Annotated in this window: 14 protein-coding genes; 3 read left to right on the plus strand and 11 right to left on the minus strand. The window is 40.8% G+C overall.

From position 1 onward, the window contains the following. Window positions 1-35 precede the first annotated feature (35 nt). Genes WBJ10_RS10030 through WBJ10_RS10040 form a run of 3 tightly spaced genes read right to left on the minus strand, consistent with a single transcriptional unit; the run spans window position 36 to window position 3,209 of the window. On the minus strand, window positions 36-1,223 hold the full coding sequence (locus WBJ10_RS10030) for an efflux RND transporter periplasmic adaptor subunit (RefSeq protein WP_424289862.1): 1,188 nt from the start codon (window positions 1,221-1,223) through the stop codon (window positions 36-38). A 23-nt stretch (window positions 1,224-1,246) separates the two neighbouring features. Beyond that, a complete protein-coding gene (locus WBJ10_RS10035) occupies window positions 1,247-2,605 on the minus strand; it encodes a TolC family protein (protein ID WP_424289864.1) in 1,359 nt (452 codons plus the stop codon). Then, window positions 2,592-3,209: a TetR/AcrR family transcriptional regulator gene (locus WBJ10_RS10040; protein ID WP_424289866.1), complete on the minus strand. Its 618-nt coding sequence runs from the start codon at window positions 3,207-3,209 to the stop codon at window positions 2,592-2,594. The genes WBJ10_RS10035 and WBJ10_RS10040 overlap by 14 nt, the downstream gene beginning before the upstream one ends. Before the next feature lie 196 nt (window positions 3,210-3,405). Between WBJ10_RS10040 and purB the strand changes: the two genes are divergently transcribed. Further along, the gene (purB, locus tag WBJ10_RS10045) at window positions 3,406-4,752 is read left to right on the plus strand and encodes an adenylosuccinate lyase (protein WP_424289868.1); all 1,347 of its coding nucleotides are present in this window, start codon (window positions 3,406-3,408) and stop codon (window positions 4,750-4,752) included. Window positions 4,753-4,827: 75 nt separating this feature from the next. Further along, window positions 4,828-5,391, plus strand: a complete 564-nt coding sequence (locus WBJ10_RS10050; RefSeq protein ID WP_424289870.1) for a NifU family protein — start codon at window positions 4,828-4,830, stop codon at window positions 5,389-5,391. Between the two features lie 118 nt (window positions 5,392-5,509). On the opposite strand, the gene WBJ10_RS10055 is transcribed toward WBJ10_RS10050, so the two are convergent. From WBJ10_RS10055 to WBJ10_RS10080, 6 genes are all read right to left on the minus strand, one after another. Beyond that, window positions 5,510-6,304 (minus strand): inositol monophosphatase family protein, encoded by a 795-nt coding sequence (locus tag WBJ10_RS10055; protein WP_424289872.1) that lies wholly within the window; start codon window positions 6,302-6,304, stop codon window positions 5,510-5,512. A 3-nt stretch (window positions 6,305-6,307) separates the two neighbouring features. Next, the gene (locus tag WBJ10_RS10060) at window positions 6,308-7,480 is read right to left on the minus strand and encodes a prolipoprotein diacylglyceryl transferase (protein ID WP_424289874.1); all 1,173 of its coding nucleotides are present in this window, start codon (window positions 7,478-7,480) and stop codon (window positions 6,308-6,310) included. 73 nt (window positions 7,481-7,553) lie between these two features. Continuing rightward, window positions 7,554-8,873, minus strand: a complete 1,320-nt coding sequence (gene mtaB / locus WBJ10_RS10065) for a tRNA (N(6)-L-threonylcarbamoyladenosine(37)-C(2))-methylthiotransferase MtaB (RefSeq protein WP_424289876.1) — start codon at window positions 8,871-8,873, stop codon at window positions 7,554-7,556. Between the two features lie 147 nt (window positions 8,874-9,020). After that, the gene (locus tag WBJ10_RS10070) at window positions 9,021-9,590 is read right to left on the minus strand and encodes a UbiX family flavin prenyltransferase (RefSeq protein WP_424289878.1); all 570 of its coding nucleotides are present in this window, start codon (window positions 9,588-9,590) and stop codon (window positions 9,021-9,023) included. A 206-nt stretch (window positions 9,591-9,796) separates the two neighbouring features. Further along, window positions 9,797-11,083 (minus strand): DEAD/DEAH box helicase, encoded by a 1,287-nt coding sequence (locus WBJ10_RS10075; RefSeq protein ID WP_424289880.1) that lies wholly within the window; start codon window positions 11,081-11,083, stop codon window positions 9,797-9,799. Between the two features lie 50 nt (window positions 11,084-11,133). Further along, complete coding sequence (locus tag WBJ10_RS10080) at window positions 11,134-12,375, minus strand: DUF2130 domain-containing protein (protein WP_424289882.1); 1,242 nt, start codon at window positions 12,373-12,375, stop codon at window positions 11,134-11,136. A 218-nt stretch (window positions 12,376-12,593) separates the two neighbouring features. On the opposite strand from WBJ10_RS10080, the gene WBJ10_RS10085 reads away from it, so the two are divergent. Then, window positions 12,594-13,277 carry a class I SAM-dependent methyltransferase gene (locus tag WBJ10_RS10085; protein ID WP_424289884.1) on the plus strand — a complete coding sequence of 228 codons (684 nt, stop codon included), beginning with the start codon at window positions 12,594-12,596 and terminating at the stop codon, window positions 13,275-13,277. Here the strand turns inward: WBJ10_RS10085 and WBJ10_RS10090 are convergent. After that, a complete protein-coding gene (locus tag WBJ10_RS10090) occupies window positions 13,274-14,143 on the minus strand; it encodes an aldose 1-epimerase family protein (protein ID WP_424289886.1) in 870 nt (289 codons plus the stop codon). The two genes, WBJ10_RS10085 and WBJ10_RS10090, sit on opposite strands and share 4 nt — an antisense overlap. 215 nt (window positions 14,144-14,358) lie before the next feature. After that, window positions 14,359-15,585 (minus strand): DEAD/DEAH box helicase, encoded by a 1,227-nt coding sequence (locus tag WBJ10_RS10095; RefSeq protein WP_424289888.1) that lies wholly within the window; start codon window positions 15,583-15,585, stop codon window positions 14,359-14,361. Between the last annotated feature and the right edge of the window lie 69 nt (window positions 15,586-15,654).

Raw genomic sequence — 15,654 nt, forward strand, 5'->3', positions numbered from 1 at the left:
TTAATTTTATCCTTTAAAGTTTGAAGAATGGTAGATCAATTAGATTTAACAATATCGCCTTCGCTGAGGCCATCAATGCCTGCAATGATCACCTTATCGCCTGCTTTAAGGCCGGTAAGAATTTCCGCACGACCTTCTGAGGTTTTTCCTGTCTGAACGTTAACACGTTTTGCTTTTCCATTTTCAGAGATAAACAGATAATCTCCATTTTCCGCCTTTTGGATTGCACTTATCGGAACTACCAGTGCTTTATCATTTGTATAATCCACGATCTTCAAAATACTCACCATATTAGGGCGGTATCGCCCATTGGAAGGAAGTTTTATTTCGACGTTAAAACTTCTTGATACCGGGTCAATTGCTTTAGATGCAAAAGATATTTTGGTGTTTATGGTATCCGGAAGATCGGGCAAAATAACCTGTACATTATCTCCCTGGCTGACTCTTCCAGCGTAAGATTCTGCAACCTGGGCTTTAGCTTTTAATTTGCTGGCATTAATGATTCTTATCGAAGACATTCCCGGAGAAGCAACCGAACCTACTTTTAAATCCATAGCATCAATCGTTCCTGAAATAGGGGCTTTGATTTTATACATTGCTGCCTGGGATCTAAGCGTAGCAATACGTCGCTCTGCTGCTTCCTTCTGAGTGCGGGCGTTGATAAACTGGACTTCAGTACCAATTTTCTGATCCCAAAGGTTCTTTTGACGCTGGAATAAAGTATTTGCCAGGTTGAGCTGTGTTTGAAGCTCTGAAATGTTTTGCCTAAGCACTTTGTCGTCGATCTGCGCAAGCACCTGTCCGCGTCCAACATTCTGTCCAATTGATGCATAAACAGCCGTTACTACACCCTGTGCTTCCGGACTAACCTGAACATTGTCTTCAGCATCAATTCGTCCCTGAACTTCAAGGAAGTTCCGGAAGGTACTCTCTTGTACTTCAAAAATGCTCACCATTTTTTCATCAGCAGCAGCATTGGCTGATCCCAATTCGTTTTCCAGCGCAGCAATTTTCGAATCAATCACAACCCTTTCTTTTTTTAGAGTTTCCAGCTCCACTTTTTTGTCAGTGGTTTTTCCTCCACATGAAGCAAGGAATAGAGTAATAAAGAGAAATAATAGATTTTTCATAGATGTATCCTTGATTTTAGAAATTGAGTTTTCCCTGGCGGAAAACACATTTGCAGTATTATCTTGTTGCTGTTTTATATTGAAGCTGATCATTTCAGATGTTTTTGCTTGTTCACTTAATATATTATCCTGCCTGATGCTTTATCAACATTTACCCTGTTGATCATTAAATCGTAAAGGGCATTGATATAGTTGTTTTGAGATTCTTTGAGAGAAGTTTCAGCGGTTGTAACTTCAATACTCGAACCAACTCCCTGCTCGTACTTAATTTTGGAAACTCTTAAAACTTCCTGTGCCAGCTCCATATTCCTCTTCTGATTATCCAGGGATTTGAGGCTGTTTGAATAGGTGGTCTGAGCTTGATCTACTTCGAGATTAATGCCGTTTCTAAGGTTCACAAGATCATTTTGTGTTTTTAGTATTACCAGCTTTGCATTTCGTACCTGATTGAGTTTAATTCCCCCGGATATTATGGGTACAGATAAACGCAAACCAATAATGGTACTAGGAAAGTTGGAGCTAAACAATTCAGAGAAATTGTTAGACTGGAAACTCTGAGAAGTACTTCCAAACGCTGATAATGATGGAAGAAACTGGCTTTTATAGCGCTTTAGATCAAACTCGTTTACCTTTTTCTGGGTTTCCAGTAAAGAGTATTCGATTCTGTTGCGATATGCGCTGCTATCGCGTTCTAAAACGGTTTGATCTGCTTGCAGGCTGGTAATCGAATCAGTAAGAACCAAACTACTATTGATGGTCATCCCCATTTGAAACTTCAGGAGATTAACATTAAGCGCAAGTAAACGGATTACATTCTCCCGTTCGGTATCGAGGTTGTTTTGAAGAACTGTTAACCTATCCACATCGATTTTCTCTACAAAACCATTTTTAAACATCGCTTCAGTATCGCTTAGCGTCTTCCTGAGCCTCGCTAGATTAGCATCAACAAGGCTCAGCTGCTCATTACTGACCAACACCGAATAATATGCTTTAGTGACAGCTACAGCTGTCTCAATTCGTGTCCGTGTGAGGTTCTTGTTCGACAGTTCTTTATAAGTTTTGGCTGCCTGCAAGCCTACAAGATAGGATCCGTCAAATAACAACTGGTTCAGTTCCAGACCTACTGACGACTGGTATTTAACACCAAACTGAACTGGAACCTGAGTACCTGGCTGTCCGAAAAATTCTCCGGGAAGCAAGCTTGTAGGTAGCTTTATAAAGTCCTGAAAATTTGCGTTTCCGCTTACCTGGGGCAGTCCGATACCTATTGTTTGCTTAACTGTATTCCGGGCAATGTCCTCATCAATCCTGGCATTAAGAATAGAAACCTGATGATTTTGTGCATAATCAATTGCCTGCTTGAGGCTGAACGCAGCCACGGTATCAGCAGGCTGGGCATTTGCACTCAACCCAATGCAAATGCATATCATTAATGACAGGTATTTATATTTCATGGTAGTATTATTCTTCTTCAATTATTTCTTTGTATTTGTTAATTAATTTATGGCCTTTAAGCGTACATATGCCGTATAGGAAATGCTCAGTAAGCTCAGCCATTACCTGAGCAATCCCATATTTCCCTCCTGTATATTCCGAGCTATTCGAAAAGATAAGGTCCATTTGTTCAAGCCTCATTTGAGTCAGGATATCGCACTTAATATCGCTTCTGTAATACCCTTCTTTAATACCTCTTAAAAGGTTATTGAATATTGTTTCGTATACATCCTTCTGGCGAAAATTTTTAAAGTATAACCAGGCCTGTGGATGGTACTTTTGAAGATCGTAGAACAAATTAGGATTCATTTTAGAGAGAACTTCCTTCATGTTTGTTACAGCAAAGAAAACTTCATGGACGGCATTCTCTGCATTTTCGGCACCGTCATTTATAATACATTTCTGGGTGTTAAGCTTGTTTTCAATCACCACATTCACAATCTCATTCTTATCACTGAAATGTGTGTAGATTGTCTTTTTCGACATGCCAAGATGTTTGGCAAGATCATCCATCGTCACACTCTTGAACCCATGTTGACAAAAAAGATTATCTGATTCAGAGATTATGTATTCTTTAACTTCCAATATGTTGTCGTTTTAATGCCATGCAAAACTATGGAAACTTTTTTCAATTCAAAAGTTTCCATAGATAATTTTTTTAATTCAGTCTTAAATGATATTCAAATGAAAGACGGGAATAAGAGTTTAAAGTGTTTCTGTGGCTGCCCACCAGGATAAACACTAAATTCTAAAACCTTATCTTTACAAAAAAATAATATTAATGAACTTGTCGCCATTATCAGCCATCTCTCCCATCGATGGGCGTTACCACAAAGCCACATCAGAACTCGCTCAGTATTTCTCAGAAGCAGCCCTTATAAAATTCAGGGTCTATGTAGAAATCGAATACTTTATTTCATTGTGTGAACTGCCTCTACCACAACTTGCAGATTTTGACCAGGGGAAATTTCCCGATCTGAGGTCCATATATCTCAATTTTAATAATTCACATGCGGAAGCAGTAAAAGAGATCGAAAAAATTACCAACCACGATGTCAAGGCTGTTGAATATTTTATAAAAGATGAATTTTCAAAATTGGGTTTAGACGATCATAAGGAGTTTATTCACTTTGGGCTTACCTCCCAGGACATAAATAATACAGCTATACCCCATTCTTTTAAACTTGCTGTTGAAAATTCTTATTTGCCAGCAATAAACGAGCTTGCTGAAGAGCTGAAAAAGCGGATTTCAGAATGGTCTGATATCCCCATGCTGGCGCATACGCACGGCCAGCCTGCATCGCCCACCCGTCTTGGAAAGGAATTACAGGTATTTATTGAACGACTTGAAGTACAATTGGCCCAGCTAAAATCAATCCCATTCTCGGCTAAATTTGGCGGCGCAACCGGTAATTTTAATGCCCACTATATTGCTTATCCTCAAATAGATTGGGTTGCATTTGCTAACCGGTTTGTTGATAAAGGCTTGAACCTGAACCGTTCACAATTCACTACGCAGATTGAACATTACGACAATTTTGCAGCGCACTGCGATGCGCTTAAGCGTATAAACAATATCCTTATCGATTTGAACCGGGATATCTGGTCATATATTTCAATGAATTACTTTAAACAGCAAATCAAAGCTGGAGAAGTTGGATCATCTGCAATGCCTCATAAAGTAAACCCTATAGATTTTGAGAACTCTGAGGGTAATCTTGGCCTGGCTAATGCATTGTTTGAGCATCTGGCGTCAAAGCTGCCAATTTCACGCCTGCAGCGCGACTTAACCGACTCAACTGTGCTTAGAAATATTGGTGTACCAATGGCCCACACCTTAATCTCAATAAAATCAACGCTTAGGGGCCTGAAAAAATTACTCATTAATAGAGAGGCAATCAGCGCAGATCTTGAATCTAATTGGGCTGTAGTGGCTGAGGCAATACAAACTGTACTGCGCCGGGAAGGTTATGCCAACCCATATGAAGCACTGAAAGAACTAACCAGAACGAACAGCAGCGTGAATCAGCTCACGATAAGTCATTTTGTAGATAACCTGGATGTTTCTGATGAAGTTAAAATGGAATTGAAAGCTATTAGTCCCTTCAACTATACGGGTGTTTTGTAGTCATACACATGTCATAACTCGTGAGTAATGATGCGTAAATTTAAAAAATCGTAATTTTGCATATAATCTAATGATATGAGCACAGCAGCATCCACAACCAACGTATATACAGAAAGTACCCCTAATCCGGCTACCCGAAAATTTTTAGTTAACAAATTGCTTACCAATAACAGTGTCGACTTTCCGACAAAAGAAAGCGCTGAAAAATCTCATTTCGCGCGTGAGCTGTTTAAGTTCAATTTCGTTACCGGAGTGTTTTTCGCGAGCAATTTTGTCACAATAACTAAATCGGAAAGTGCAGAATGGGAGGATATCGAGCCGATACTTAAAGAGTTTGTAAAAGGGGCGGTGGAGTCTGAATTAAATATACAGGAAAAAGAGGAAACGGCTGCGAACTTCGAAGGAACGGAAACGGAAATCAAAATCCAGCAGATCTTACATGACTATGTACGTCCTGCAGTTGAACAGGATGGTGGTGCAATTAGTTATAAGTCATTCAACGAAGGCATTGTAACTGTCGAACTGCGCGGTTCATGCAGCGGTTGCCCTTCATCCACTATCACACTTAAATCAGGGATTGAAAACTTGTTGAAAAGAATGGTACCTGAGGTTACGGAAGTGGTTTCGGAAGCGTTGTAAGGGAGAGCAAGAACAAAGATCAAAGACATATCTCTTTACGATGCGCATCGCTTAGTCTCGCCCCGGAATGCTTTAACAAATTAGATGGTAAAGGCATGTTCTATTATGCAAGACAGTATCAGTCTGCAAACTCCTTTTTCACAACTTCGAGTAATTCTGATGAGATTCGTCCATTGGTAGCGATGATTTCACGACGTTCGAAGCAGCCATTCCCGCCTTTAAAGTCGAAGGTTTGTCCGCCTGCCTCTGTCACCAGAATCATACCGGCAGCCATATCATAGGAATTTAGATTGTATTCGAAATAACCGTCAAATCTTCCGCATGCTACGTAAGCAAGGTCTACTGCTGCGGAACCAATCCGGCGCAGTCCGTGGCATTTCTGCATCAAAATCCGGAGAACATTGATATATTTCTCCATTTTGGAGAATTCATAAAATGGAAATCCTGTTGCAAGTAAGGTATTTTCAATTTTTGGCGCATTTGAAACAGAGATGCGCTTTCCGTTCAGATAGGCGCCCCCGTTTTTCCATGCCGAAAAGCATTCATCCCGGTTAATTTCATACACCACACCAAGCACCAGCTCGCCCTTGTATTGGAGTGCAATACTTATCGAGAAAACAGGAACTCCATGTATGAAATTCGTTGTGCCGTCAAGCGGATCAACTATCCAATTATATTCATCCCCAAGCTCAACTTTCGTTTGTTCTTCTGTAATGAACCCGGCGTCTGGGAGGATTTGTGATAGCCCGTTAACAAGTTCTCTTTCTGCAGTTTTATCAACATAAGAGACCATGTCGTGTAAACCCTTATACTCAATATGCTCACGGTCAAAAATTTGCGCTTCGCCGCGAATAAATTCACCTACCCCTTTAGTAAGCTGGATTAATTTCTGGGTTATGATAGGAAGCACCATGGCCTAAGCAGCTGGTATAGCTTGAGAATCCTTTTTTGCCCGTTGTACTGACCAAATAAGCCCGGCTATACCTGTAAGCACAAGAATTGTCGAGATAAGCTCAGCTTGGGTAAAGCTTAAACCAAAAACATGATATTCAGAATTCACCCGAATAGATTCTATCAGGAAGCGTTCAATTCCATTGAGGATGAGATAAAGTGAAACCATCACACCCGGAACGCTTATCCTGTGACGCATTGACCAAAGGAAGGCAAATATGGCTAGTCCCATCAAGACTTCATAGAACGGTGTTGGATATACCGGCAGCGGCAGTTCGTTACAAAAATTCCCAACACATCCTGCGATCGGAACCCCTTCGTTAATCACGTTATGAGGGTACTTGAATGCCCATACCCAATCAGGAGCCCAGCCTAACCAGGAAGGTTTTGCACTTTGATTGACGATCCCCCAGTCGCCGTCGCCTGATAAATGGCAGCCGATACGCCCTACAGCGTAAGCAAGCATTAATCCCGGCCCGGCGATATCGACCATATGGATCCACTTGATGCCATATTGCTTAGCTTTATAAAGTACTGCAGCCCCTCCAACCAGGAGGCCACCGTAAAACGTTAAACCGCTGAATGAAAGAAGGCCGCCAATAGGATCTTTCATAAAATCCTCCCAATACTCGAGGTTATGGAAGATTTTTGCCCCCAAAAATCCGCCTACTGCTGCCCACATTAAAAGGCTTCCCATAATCTGGTGAGGGTGTACTAATTCTTTAACTTTTTTAGGCTTCGGCAACGCCTCTTTTTTCTTCTCTGCATACGACCAGTAAACGAACAATCCGCCAAGCAAAAGTCCGCCAAGGATATTTCCCCTGCCCGAAAGTATAAATGTTTGGGGATTTGCTACAAAATCTGAATAATTGAGGAGGCCTTCAAGTAACTTAAATCCCATCAGAAAGCCGAAGAATCCATTGAAAAACAATTCAGCTATCGAGGCTGGCTCCCCTATGGTAATTTCTCTGGTGAAAGGGTGCACAAGTCCGAGTTTCTCCTTTCTTTTAAACTCCTGTGAAAGGGCCCAATATCCTGCAGCAAATGCGAGGGCGACAAAAAAACCAAAAGTTTGAATCGGAAGAGGAATAATGATTCCTGTGAGATATTCTATTAAATGGGTTATAGTTGGAAACATAGTTCAAATATACGTGCTGCGAAAGATAAAAATTTAAGATTAATTTAAGCTGGAATTATTGATGAAGCCTGTTTTAGTGAACCATTATTTCGGCAAGCTCGGAAATTTCCATATCCCCGTCGAAGGCAATATTTTCAAATTTCACTTCTCTAAGCTCGTTAACCAGCAGCGGATCGTATGGGGTTTTCACTTTGACGTAATTACGGCTAAACCCGTGCATGAACCCTTCTTTATGATCGGCTTCGAAAAGCACAGAAGCAGATTTCCCAAGCTGTGTCTGGTAAAACTCACGTCTCTTTTTCTCAGAAAGTATATGCAGCATTTTGCTTCTGTCTGATCTTTGGGAACCGGGAACTTTCCCTTTCATATCTGCTGCGGGAGTGTTGTCTCTCTCCGAGTAATTAAAAACATGCAGATAGGATATATCAAGCTCATTAAGAAAATTATAGGTATCGATAAAATCTTCTCTACTTTCACCAGGAAAACCGACGATAACATCTACACCAATACAGCAATCTGGAATAAGCTGCTTTATTAAGGCTACCCTTTCTGCGTAAAGCTCCCTGCGATACCTGCGTCGCATAAGGCCCAGGATCTTATTGGACCCGGATTGCAGGGGAATGTGGAAATGCGGTACAAACTTCGCAGATCCAGCCACAAAAGTGATAATCTCATCAGAAAGCAAATTAGGCTCAATCGAAGAAATCCTTATGCGGTCTATCCCCTGAACAGAATCAAGGGCTTTGATTAAGTCAAAAAACCTATTTTCGCGAACACCATCACGGATACCAAAATCACCAAGGTTAACACCGGTTAGAACGATTTCTTTGACCCCTGAAGCGGCAACTTCTTCTGCACGGTGAATCACATTAGAAATGGTGTCGCTTCGGCTGCTGCCGCGTGCAAGGGGGATAGTGCAAAATGTACAAATGTAATCGCAGCCGTCCTGGACTTTCAGGAAAGTTCGGGTTCTATCGCCTAAAGAAAAAGAAGGAATAAATTCTTTAGTTGCCTCAATCGGCTGGTTGTAAATTTTAGTTTTTGGCTGTTTAGTCAGATCACTGATGTACTCGATTATCCGGAATTTTTCAGCAGCACCTAGCACTACGTCGACACCGGGAATACCAGAAATTTCTTCAGGCTTGAGCTGTGCATAACAACCAACTACCGCAATATAGGCCTTTGGTGAATGCTTCAATGCTTCCTGCACAACCTTGCGGCACTTTTTATCAGCGTGATCAGTCACTGAACACGTGTTTATTATATAGATATCAGCCTCATCAGTAAAAGAAACATTCTCGAACCCGGCATCTTTGAACTGGCGTCCAATAGCCGACGTTTCGGAAAAGTTTAATTTGCACCCGAGGGTATAAAAAGCGACTTTCTTGTTCATGGAAGGTGCAAAGATAAAATAAAATTAATGGAGAATGGAGAGTTGATAGTGGAGAGTTGAAAACTGAAGTATGAATTATAACTCACGAAATCAGCTTATCAAATGAACATTCCCGGTTCGTTCGTTTCACTTTTCAACTTTCAACTTTCAGTTTGTTCTGCCCCACCGATACGATTCATCTTCCAACCCCACCAAATCAATCACCCGACTAATTACCGTCGCAGCAACTTCTTCAATAGTTTTTGGGATGCTGTAGAAGGAAGGAGTTGCCGGGCAAATTATCCCACCTGCTTCAGTAACGATTTTCATGTTATTGATATGGATCAGGCTATAAGGCGTTTCTCTCACCACCAGGACAAGCTTCCTTCGTTCTTTTAGTATCACATCAGCTGCGCGTGTAATCAGGTCATTTGAAACGCCTGTGGCAATCCGGCCAAGAGTTCCCATTGAACAAGGACAGACTAAAAGCGTATCAAAACCCGCAGATCCTGAGGCGAATGGAGCATTAAAATCATGTTTGTCAAAAAACTGAAACTGATAATCTTCGTATGTGGTAGTTCCCAGTTCGTGCCTCCAGACTTCTTTTGCATTATCAGACATTACCACACCTATTTCAGAAACCTGAGATTGTAGCGAGGCCAATTTATCAAGCAATATTTTTGCATACACAGACCCACTCGCGCCAGTGATGGCTATTGCTATTCTTCTTTTCATCATGCAAAGTTAACCTAAATTGGTGGACAGAGGCATGCTTCCAAATATCCTGCTTAATGTCTAATAAAAAGGGTCGAATACAAGTATTCGACCCTACATCTACCTATGAAAAACACACTTCTAGAAGAAGTATGAACAAATATATCATAAAAAAAACTACAGCGCAATTGTTTTTAAAAGAAATTCCTTAGGGTTTGGAGGTGAGGATTTCACCTATACTTAAATTTCATTTTGGCCTTTTCCCTGGAGCTGTAATTATAATCTTTATTATTGCCGGCCTTTTTTTCATGGAAAGCGGCACCAGTTAGTTCACTTTCATCCGAAGCCTGGGCATTACTTTTTTTCGCCTTATCTGAGCCTTTAGTAATGGTTACTCCTTCTGGAAGTTCTGCCACTGGCAGTTTTTGGCCAATGGCTTGTTCGATCTTTTTAACTGTAACGAGCTCAATGTCGGTGGAGAAACTGATTGCAAAGGTATCAGCATTGTCATCTCCCTTTACAATTCGCCCAATAAATGTTTCTTTCTCTGCCGGGATCTCAAAATGCAGGATGAACGGAATACCATTTAAATCCAGATTTTCTTTAAGGTCATCGGCTACAATCAATACACGTGTTTCGTCAGATTCTTTAAAATCATTAATTGAATCAAATCCCGGGTGATCAAAAAACAATGGCTTATACACTGACACTTCTTTATCCAAGTGCTTAAATAGGCTTTTAAATACCTTTTCCGCTGTTAAACGCGTATTTACAAATACAATAACTTTGTTGAATATTTCAGCATCGCCCAATAGCCGGCCAAGCAAATTAAGTTTGCTTTTGTAATCCGGGACGTGGTAAAGGACCTGCTCCAGTATCTCCAGCTTTTGTTCTCCTAATTCAGAAACTTCTATAAGGGCCGGCTGATTCATAAACTGGTCGATCAGCAGGTGTAATTTATCGTGTACAACTTCAGTAAATATAAGGTGCTGGCATTTAACAATACTTCGTGCAAGTTCAGCTACCGGTAGTTGCATCCCTTTCTTAATAATCTCAGCAGCATCATCAACGATAAACATGATGATCTTGTTAAGATTTAGCCCAAGTTTTAAATAGACAGCCCGGGCACGGTCGGGTGTGGCAATGATTATATCTGAACCATCAGTTACAGCATTTATCTGTGTTTCCATGTTACCGTCAGGATACAAAGGCACAATTCTAATAGTATTATTACGATTCAAAAGTTCGAACCGTTCAACCACTTCCATTATCCGATCTTTATCAGGAACAAGAATCAGTGCCCTTGGTGCTTCTTCAAATCCGTATTTCAGGCGCATTAAAACTCCCAGAACATAGTTTGTCGTTTTACCCGAACCTTCGGGTCCAACCGCAATAATGTCTTGCCCTCCCAAAATTCGGGACATCGTTTTCAGCTGAATTTCCTTTGGCCCAAGAAAACCAGCATCGGTCATTGATCTTATAAGGGGTTTACTGAGTTTTAGTTTGTCGAGTAGCACAGGCCGGGTCTTAAATTTAAGTTCAAAGGTAAGGAAAATTAAGGTGCTGGCTATTCCAGCAATAATGTCTCATCCTCATCATCGGTCAAACTCAATGAAATAGTATCAGCTCCCGCTATTCCTTCGATAGATCCTTTAATACCGGATGCGTTTATCAGAACTTTATCAAGCTGTTTTTCTCTCATCTTCCACATTTTTTCCATCGCGTCTCTTTCCTTATGAATCGACAGACGCATGCTCATATATCCCTCCCGTATTGCCTTCCATTGTTCAGAAAATTCAGTACCTGTGAGGTAATCATAAAGCATATGCATTTTGTCGCCCTTATTGTCCTGTGATTTAGCCGCATTAGAAAGTTTGATGATACCATCTCTCAAAACATAGGCAACAGCTTTAACCTCTTCGAAAGAGCAAATCCAAACCCCGTCTTTCTCGCCAAAGCAATCCATACCTTTGGGATAGCATTGCGTTACTATAACAGCAACATCAACTCCTGCACCACGCATGTCTTTCTTAAGCTTTTCTACCCAGTCATTTCCGAAATCTTTGGTTCGCTTACTCTCGTAAATGATCCTTCCACAGTCTTGCCCGAATTTATTTCTGACGGTTTGAATGCAGTCCGCTCCCCTTATGCCTTTCCCTACTTCGCCAATTTCATCAAAAGGGAAGTTATTCCGCAGAAGTTCTTCCAAAATCAGTTCCTGAACCTCTCCCTGCAATTGCATAGAACCCTGCTCGGCCTTCCGGCGCATTTCCTCAACAAGCTTTTTCTGATCTTCAATTTGCTTCTCATACTCTTTCAGCTTAAGCTGATGTTCCGTTTCTTTTATCTGGTTTCTCTCGAGCTCCTGCTTCCTGATCTGATCGGAAATAACCACCCGTTCTTCCTGGAGTTTTCTCTGAAAACTCAGTTCGATTTCTGCTTCCTTATTTTTTAGCTCCTTTTCTTTTTGAAGAAAGCCTAGTTCTTTTTCCCGGGCGAGTTTCAGCTTTTCTTCATTTTCTTTATTGGAATTTTCCAGCAATACCAACTGGTTTTCAAAATCTGCCGCGATACTCTTGCGAACCCCCTCTTCCAGGTTTTTCCGTTCAGACGCCAACTGTTGCTCATATTTTAGTGCCAGTTCTTTTTGCTGTCCTTTCAACTCCTCCTCTTTCTTTTGAAACTCTTCGTCCTTTTTTTTCTGCCAGGCAATCATTTTATCCCTAAGCTCTTGTTCGTACTCTTTTCCAATTGCTTCCTCCAGGGGAAATAGGTGGCCGCATGAAGGGCATTTGACTTCGGTAGACATATTCTGAATTATATTAAAACAATAACGGTAGATTTATTGGAGCAATATACTAATAAAATTAGTATCAAGTATCAAGTATCAGGAATCAAGTATTATTACTCAAGGACCTCATAGTCATTTAAATCGATTCCTGTGAAAATCTAAATTGTATTTTTGAACAAAATTAGAATAAAATTGAAGTAGGTGTAGAACATTCATCAATGAAATAAGCGCGAAAAATGGATGTGTTTGGAAAAGCATTAAAAGACTTCAATCAATTTGGACAAACAGAAAAATTATGGCTTCATAATAATTATGGCAAGCCCGAAGATATGCCCGTAGAAATATTCTTCAGAACTGAAGAGGATATCTCTGATCTTGAAGAATTTGCTCTGAACCTTTGTAAGGGTAAAATTCTCGATATTGGCGCGGGTGCTGGTGCACACTCTCTGATCTTACAAGCATACAATTTTGATGTTACTGCTCTCGAAATATCGCCGCTTGCTTGTGAAGTGATGAAGAATAGAGGGTTGAAGAAAGTGATTAACGCCAACATCTTTACTTATCAGGAAAAATTTGATACCCTTCTTTTATTAATGAATGGAATCGGCCTTTGCGGCGATATCAAAGGATTGAACCGATTGCTGGCCCACTTTAAGAAATGTCTTAATGCCGGAGGTCAGATTATACTTGATTCATCTGACATCTCCTATCTCTACCCGGATGAAAATTATCCCAAGGAAAATTACTACGGTCAGATTTCATATCAATATGAATATCAATCCGTTAAGAGCGAATGGTTTAAATGGCTTTATGTCGATTTTGACCGTTTAAGAAATATAGCTCTTACAAATGGATTAAATTGTGAGCGGTTTTTTGAAGATGACATGGATCAATATCTCGTCAGGCTCACGCCTTTTTAGTTGATCCCAATGGTATAATCAACCTCGAATACATGTCCCTGCTCCAGGGCCTTTATGCCTTCTTTATTAGAGAAATCCACGGGTGCACCGATATTATCTGCATATCCTAACCAAGGCTCTATGCATACAAAATCCGCACCAGGTGCCGCCCAAATTCCGAGAGACTCAAAATGCGGGAAAGTAATGGAAATAAAATTAGGTGTGGTATGGTTCTTTATAAGTACTTCTCTCGAAGACAGCTTTTTAAACACTAAAGCACCCCCATTAAACAAATCTTTACTGAGATTTAATTTGCTTCCGTCTTGAACCAAAGGTTCCGTCCGGCCATTGAAATAGCCTTCATCGGTTAGTAAATGTTTAACGAGTTCTTCCTCCTTCTCGAATTCAATATAATAGTCATCATATTTTTCACCGTTGAAGAAGGGTATGTTGAACCCCGGATGGGCGCCTACAGAAAAATAGATAGTGCCTTCATCCTGATTGATTACTTTATAACTAACACGAAGTTCTGAGTCAAACAGGTCGTAGAGCACTTGAAAGGTAAATTTAAAAGGGTAGGCTTCGCGCGTTGATTCCGAATGGCCCAATGAAAATTTAGCATGCACATCAGAACTATCATGCATAGCAAATTCTGAGGTTCTTGCAAAACCATGTCGCTCCATTGGATAAGCATTTCCTGCCACAAGAATCTCCTTATTTAAACATTCTCCTACCACCGGGAATAAGTTTGGCGCTTGATATCCCCAGATAGAAGGATCACCCTGCCAAAGGAGTTCGGTGTTATTGAGTTTATTAAATACTGAAGTGAGCTGAGCGCCTTTCGGGCTGATTTGCACTTTTAAAAATTCATTCTGCAGTGTTACCATAATAATTAATAATAGTATTAAAGAACAATATCAATCGATTTGTTTGATCAAACCCAGATCAATGAATTTCGCAGGTCTTTACAAATTTACAATAAAATTCAAAAAATGAATTTGCACCGCTCTGACGGGGTAATCCGGGACATATTCGGCGGATAGACCTTTTAGCAGAGTTAATTGGCCCGCTCTCATACAAAACCATTCCCAAAAATAACTTATCAAGCCTGTTTTTTAGGCCATGGTTTTTTACTGCTGCCATTTCGGTTGTTATTCTTGGGGCCTGATGACCTTCTGAGTGTTGGATTATAAACCGGGCCCTCTCCCAATTCTTCCGGCAAGGTCATCCTCGGGATTTCCTTGGAGATAAGTGTCTCTATATAAGAGAATTTACGCTGGTCCCTTTCATTCACAAAAGTTATAGCTGTTCCCTTTGTTTCAGCCCTTGCAGTTCGGCCAATGCGGTGGATATAATCTTCAGGATCCGGCGGAACGTCAAAATTTATCACCAGACTAATCCCAGTTACATCAATTCCACGGCTTAAAACATCGGTACCAATAATAACAGGTAGCTGCCTGCTTTTAAAGGCTCTTAGAATGGTTTCTCGCTGCTCCTGTTCCAGATCGGAATGAAAAGCCTCAGCTTTAATACCCTCCCTTCGTAAGGTCCGGTTCAGGTCTTTAACAGTTTCTTTACGTGAACAAAAAATTAAAACACTTTTATAATCTGCGTCTTTAAGAAGAGTTGTAATCAGCTTCACTTTTTGAGGATCGTGAACCATATATACCTGCTGAGAAATACCGGCAGCGGGCTGAGAAAGTGCTATATTAATCTGTTCAGGATTTTTAAGAATAGTATTGGCAAGGGTTCTAATCTTAGGGGGCATCGTCGCCGAGAAAAGTAAAGTTTGCCTTTCCTTAGGTAAGCTACTGATTATCCTCAGGATATCATCATAGAATCCCATATCCAGCATCCTGTCTGCTTCATCGAGAACCAGGTATTGAAGGTGGTCAAGCTTAATGGCACCCGATGCGAGTTGCGCTATTAGTCGGCCCGGAGTAGCGATTATTATATCCACACCGTCGAGCATGGCCCGGCGCTGCTGCTCGTAGATCATCCCATCGCCACCACCATAAACTGCAATGGAACTGATGCCGGCGAAATAAGCCAAACCTTCAACCTGCTGGTCGATTTGCTGTGCTAACTCACGTGTCGGAGCAAGGATCAGGGCCTTAGTATGTTTTTTATCTGTTGTACTTATATGCTGCAAGACAGGCAAAAGGTACGAAGCTGTTTTACCGGTTCCAGTCTGTGCGCAGGCGATCAGATCTTTATGCTCTAAAATTAAAGGTATTGCCTGTTGTTGAATTGGTGTGGGTTTTACGTAACCCATGCTTTGGAGACCTTCAAATAATTGAGGGTCGAAATTGAAATCACTGAATGTCAAACGAATGAAGATTTAATATTAATAATCACAAAGTTAAGTAAAAGAGTTGACTACTAGGGAAGCTGAAAA

It is taken from the genome of Daejeonella sp., assembly GCF_049655485.1.
In the GTDB taxonomy this organism is placed as follows: domain Bacteria; phylum Bacteroidota; class Bacteroidia; order Sphingobacteriales; family Sphingobacteriaceae; genus Daejeonella.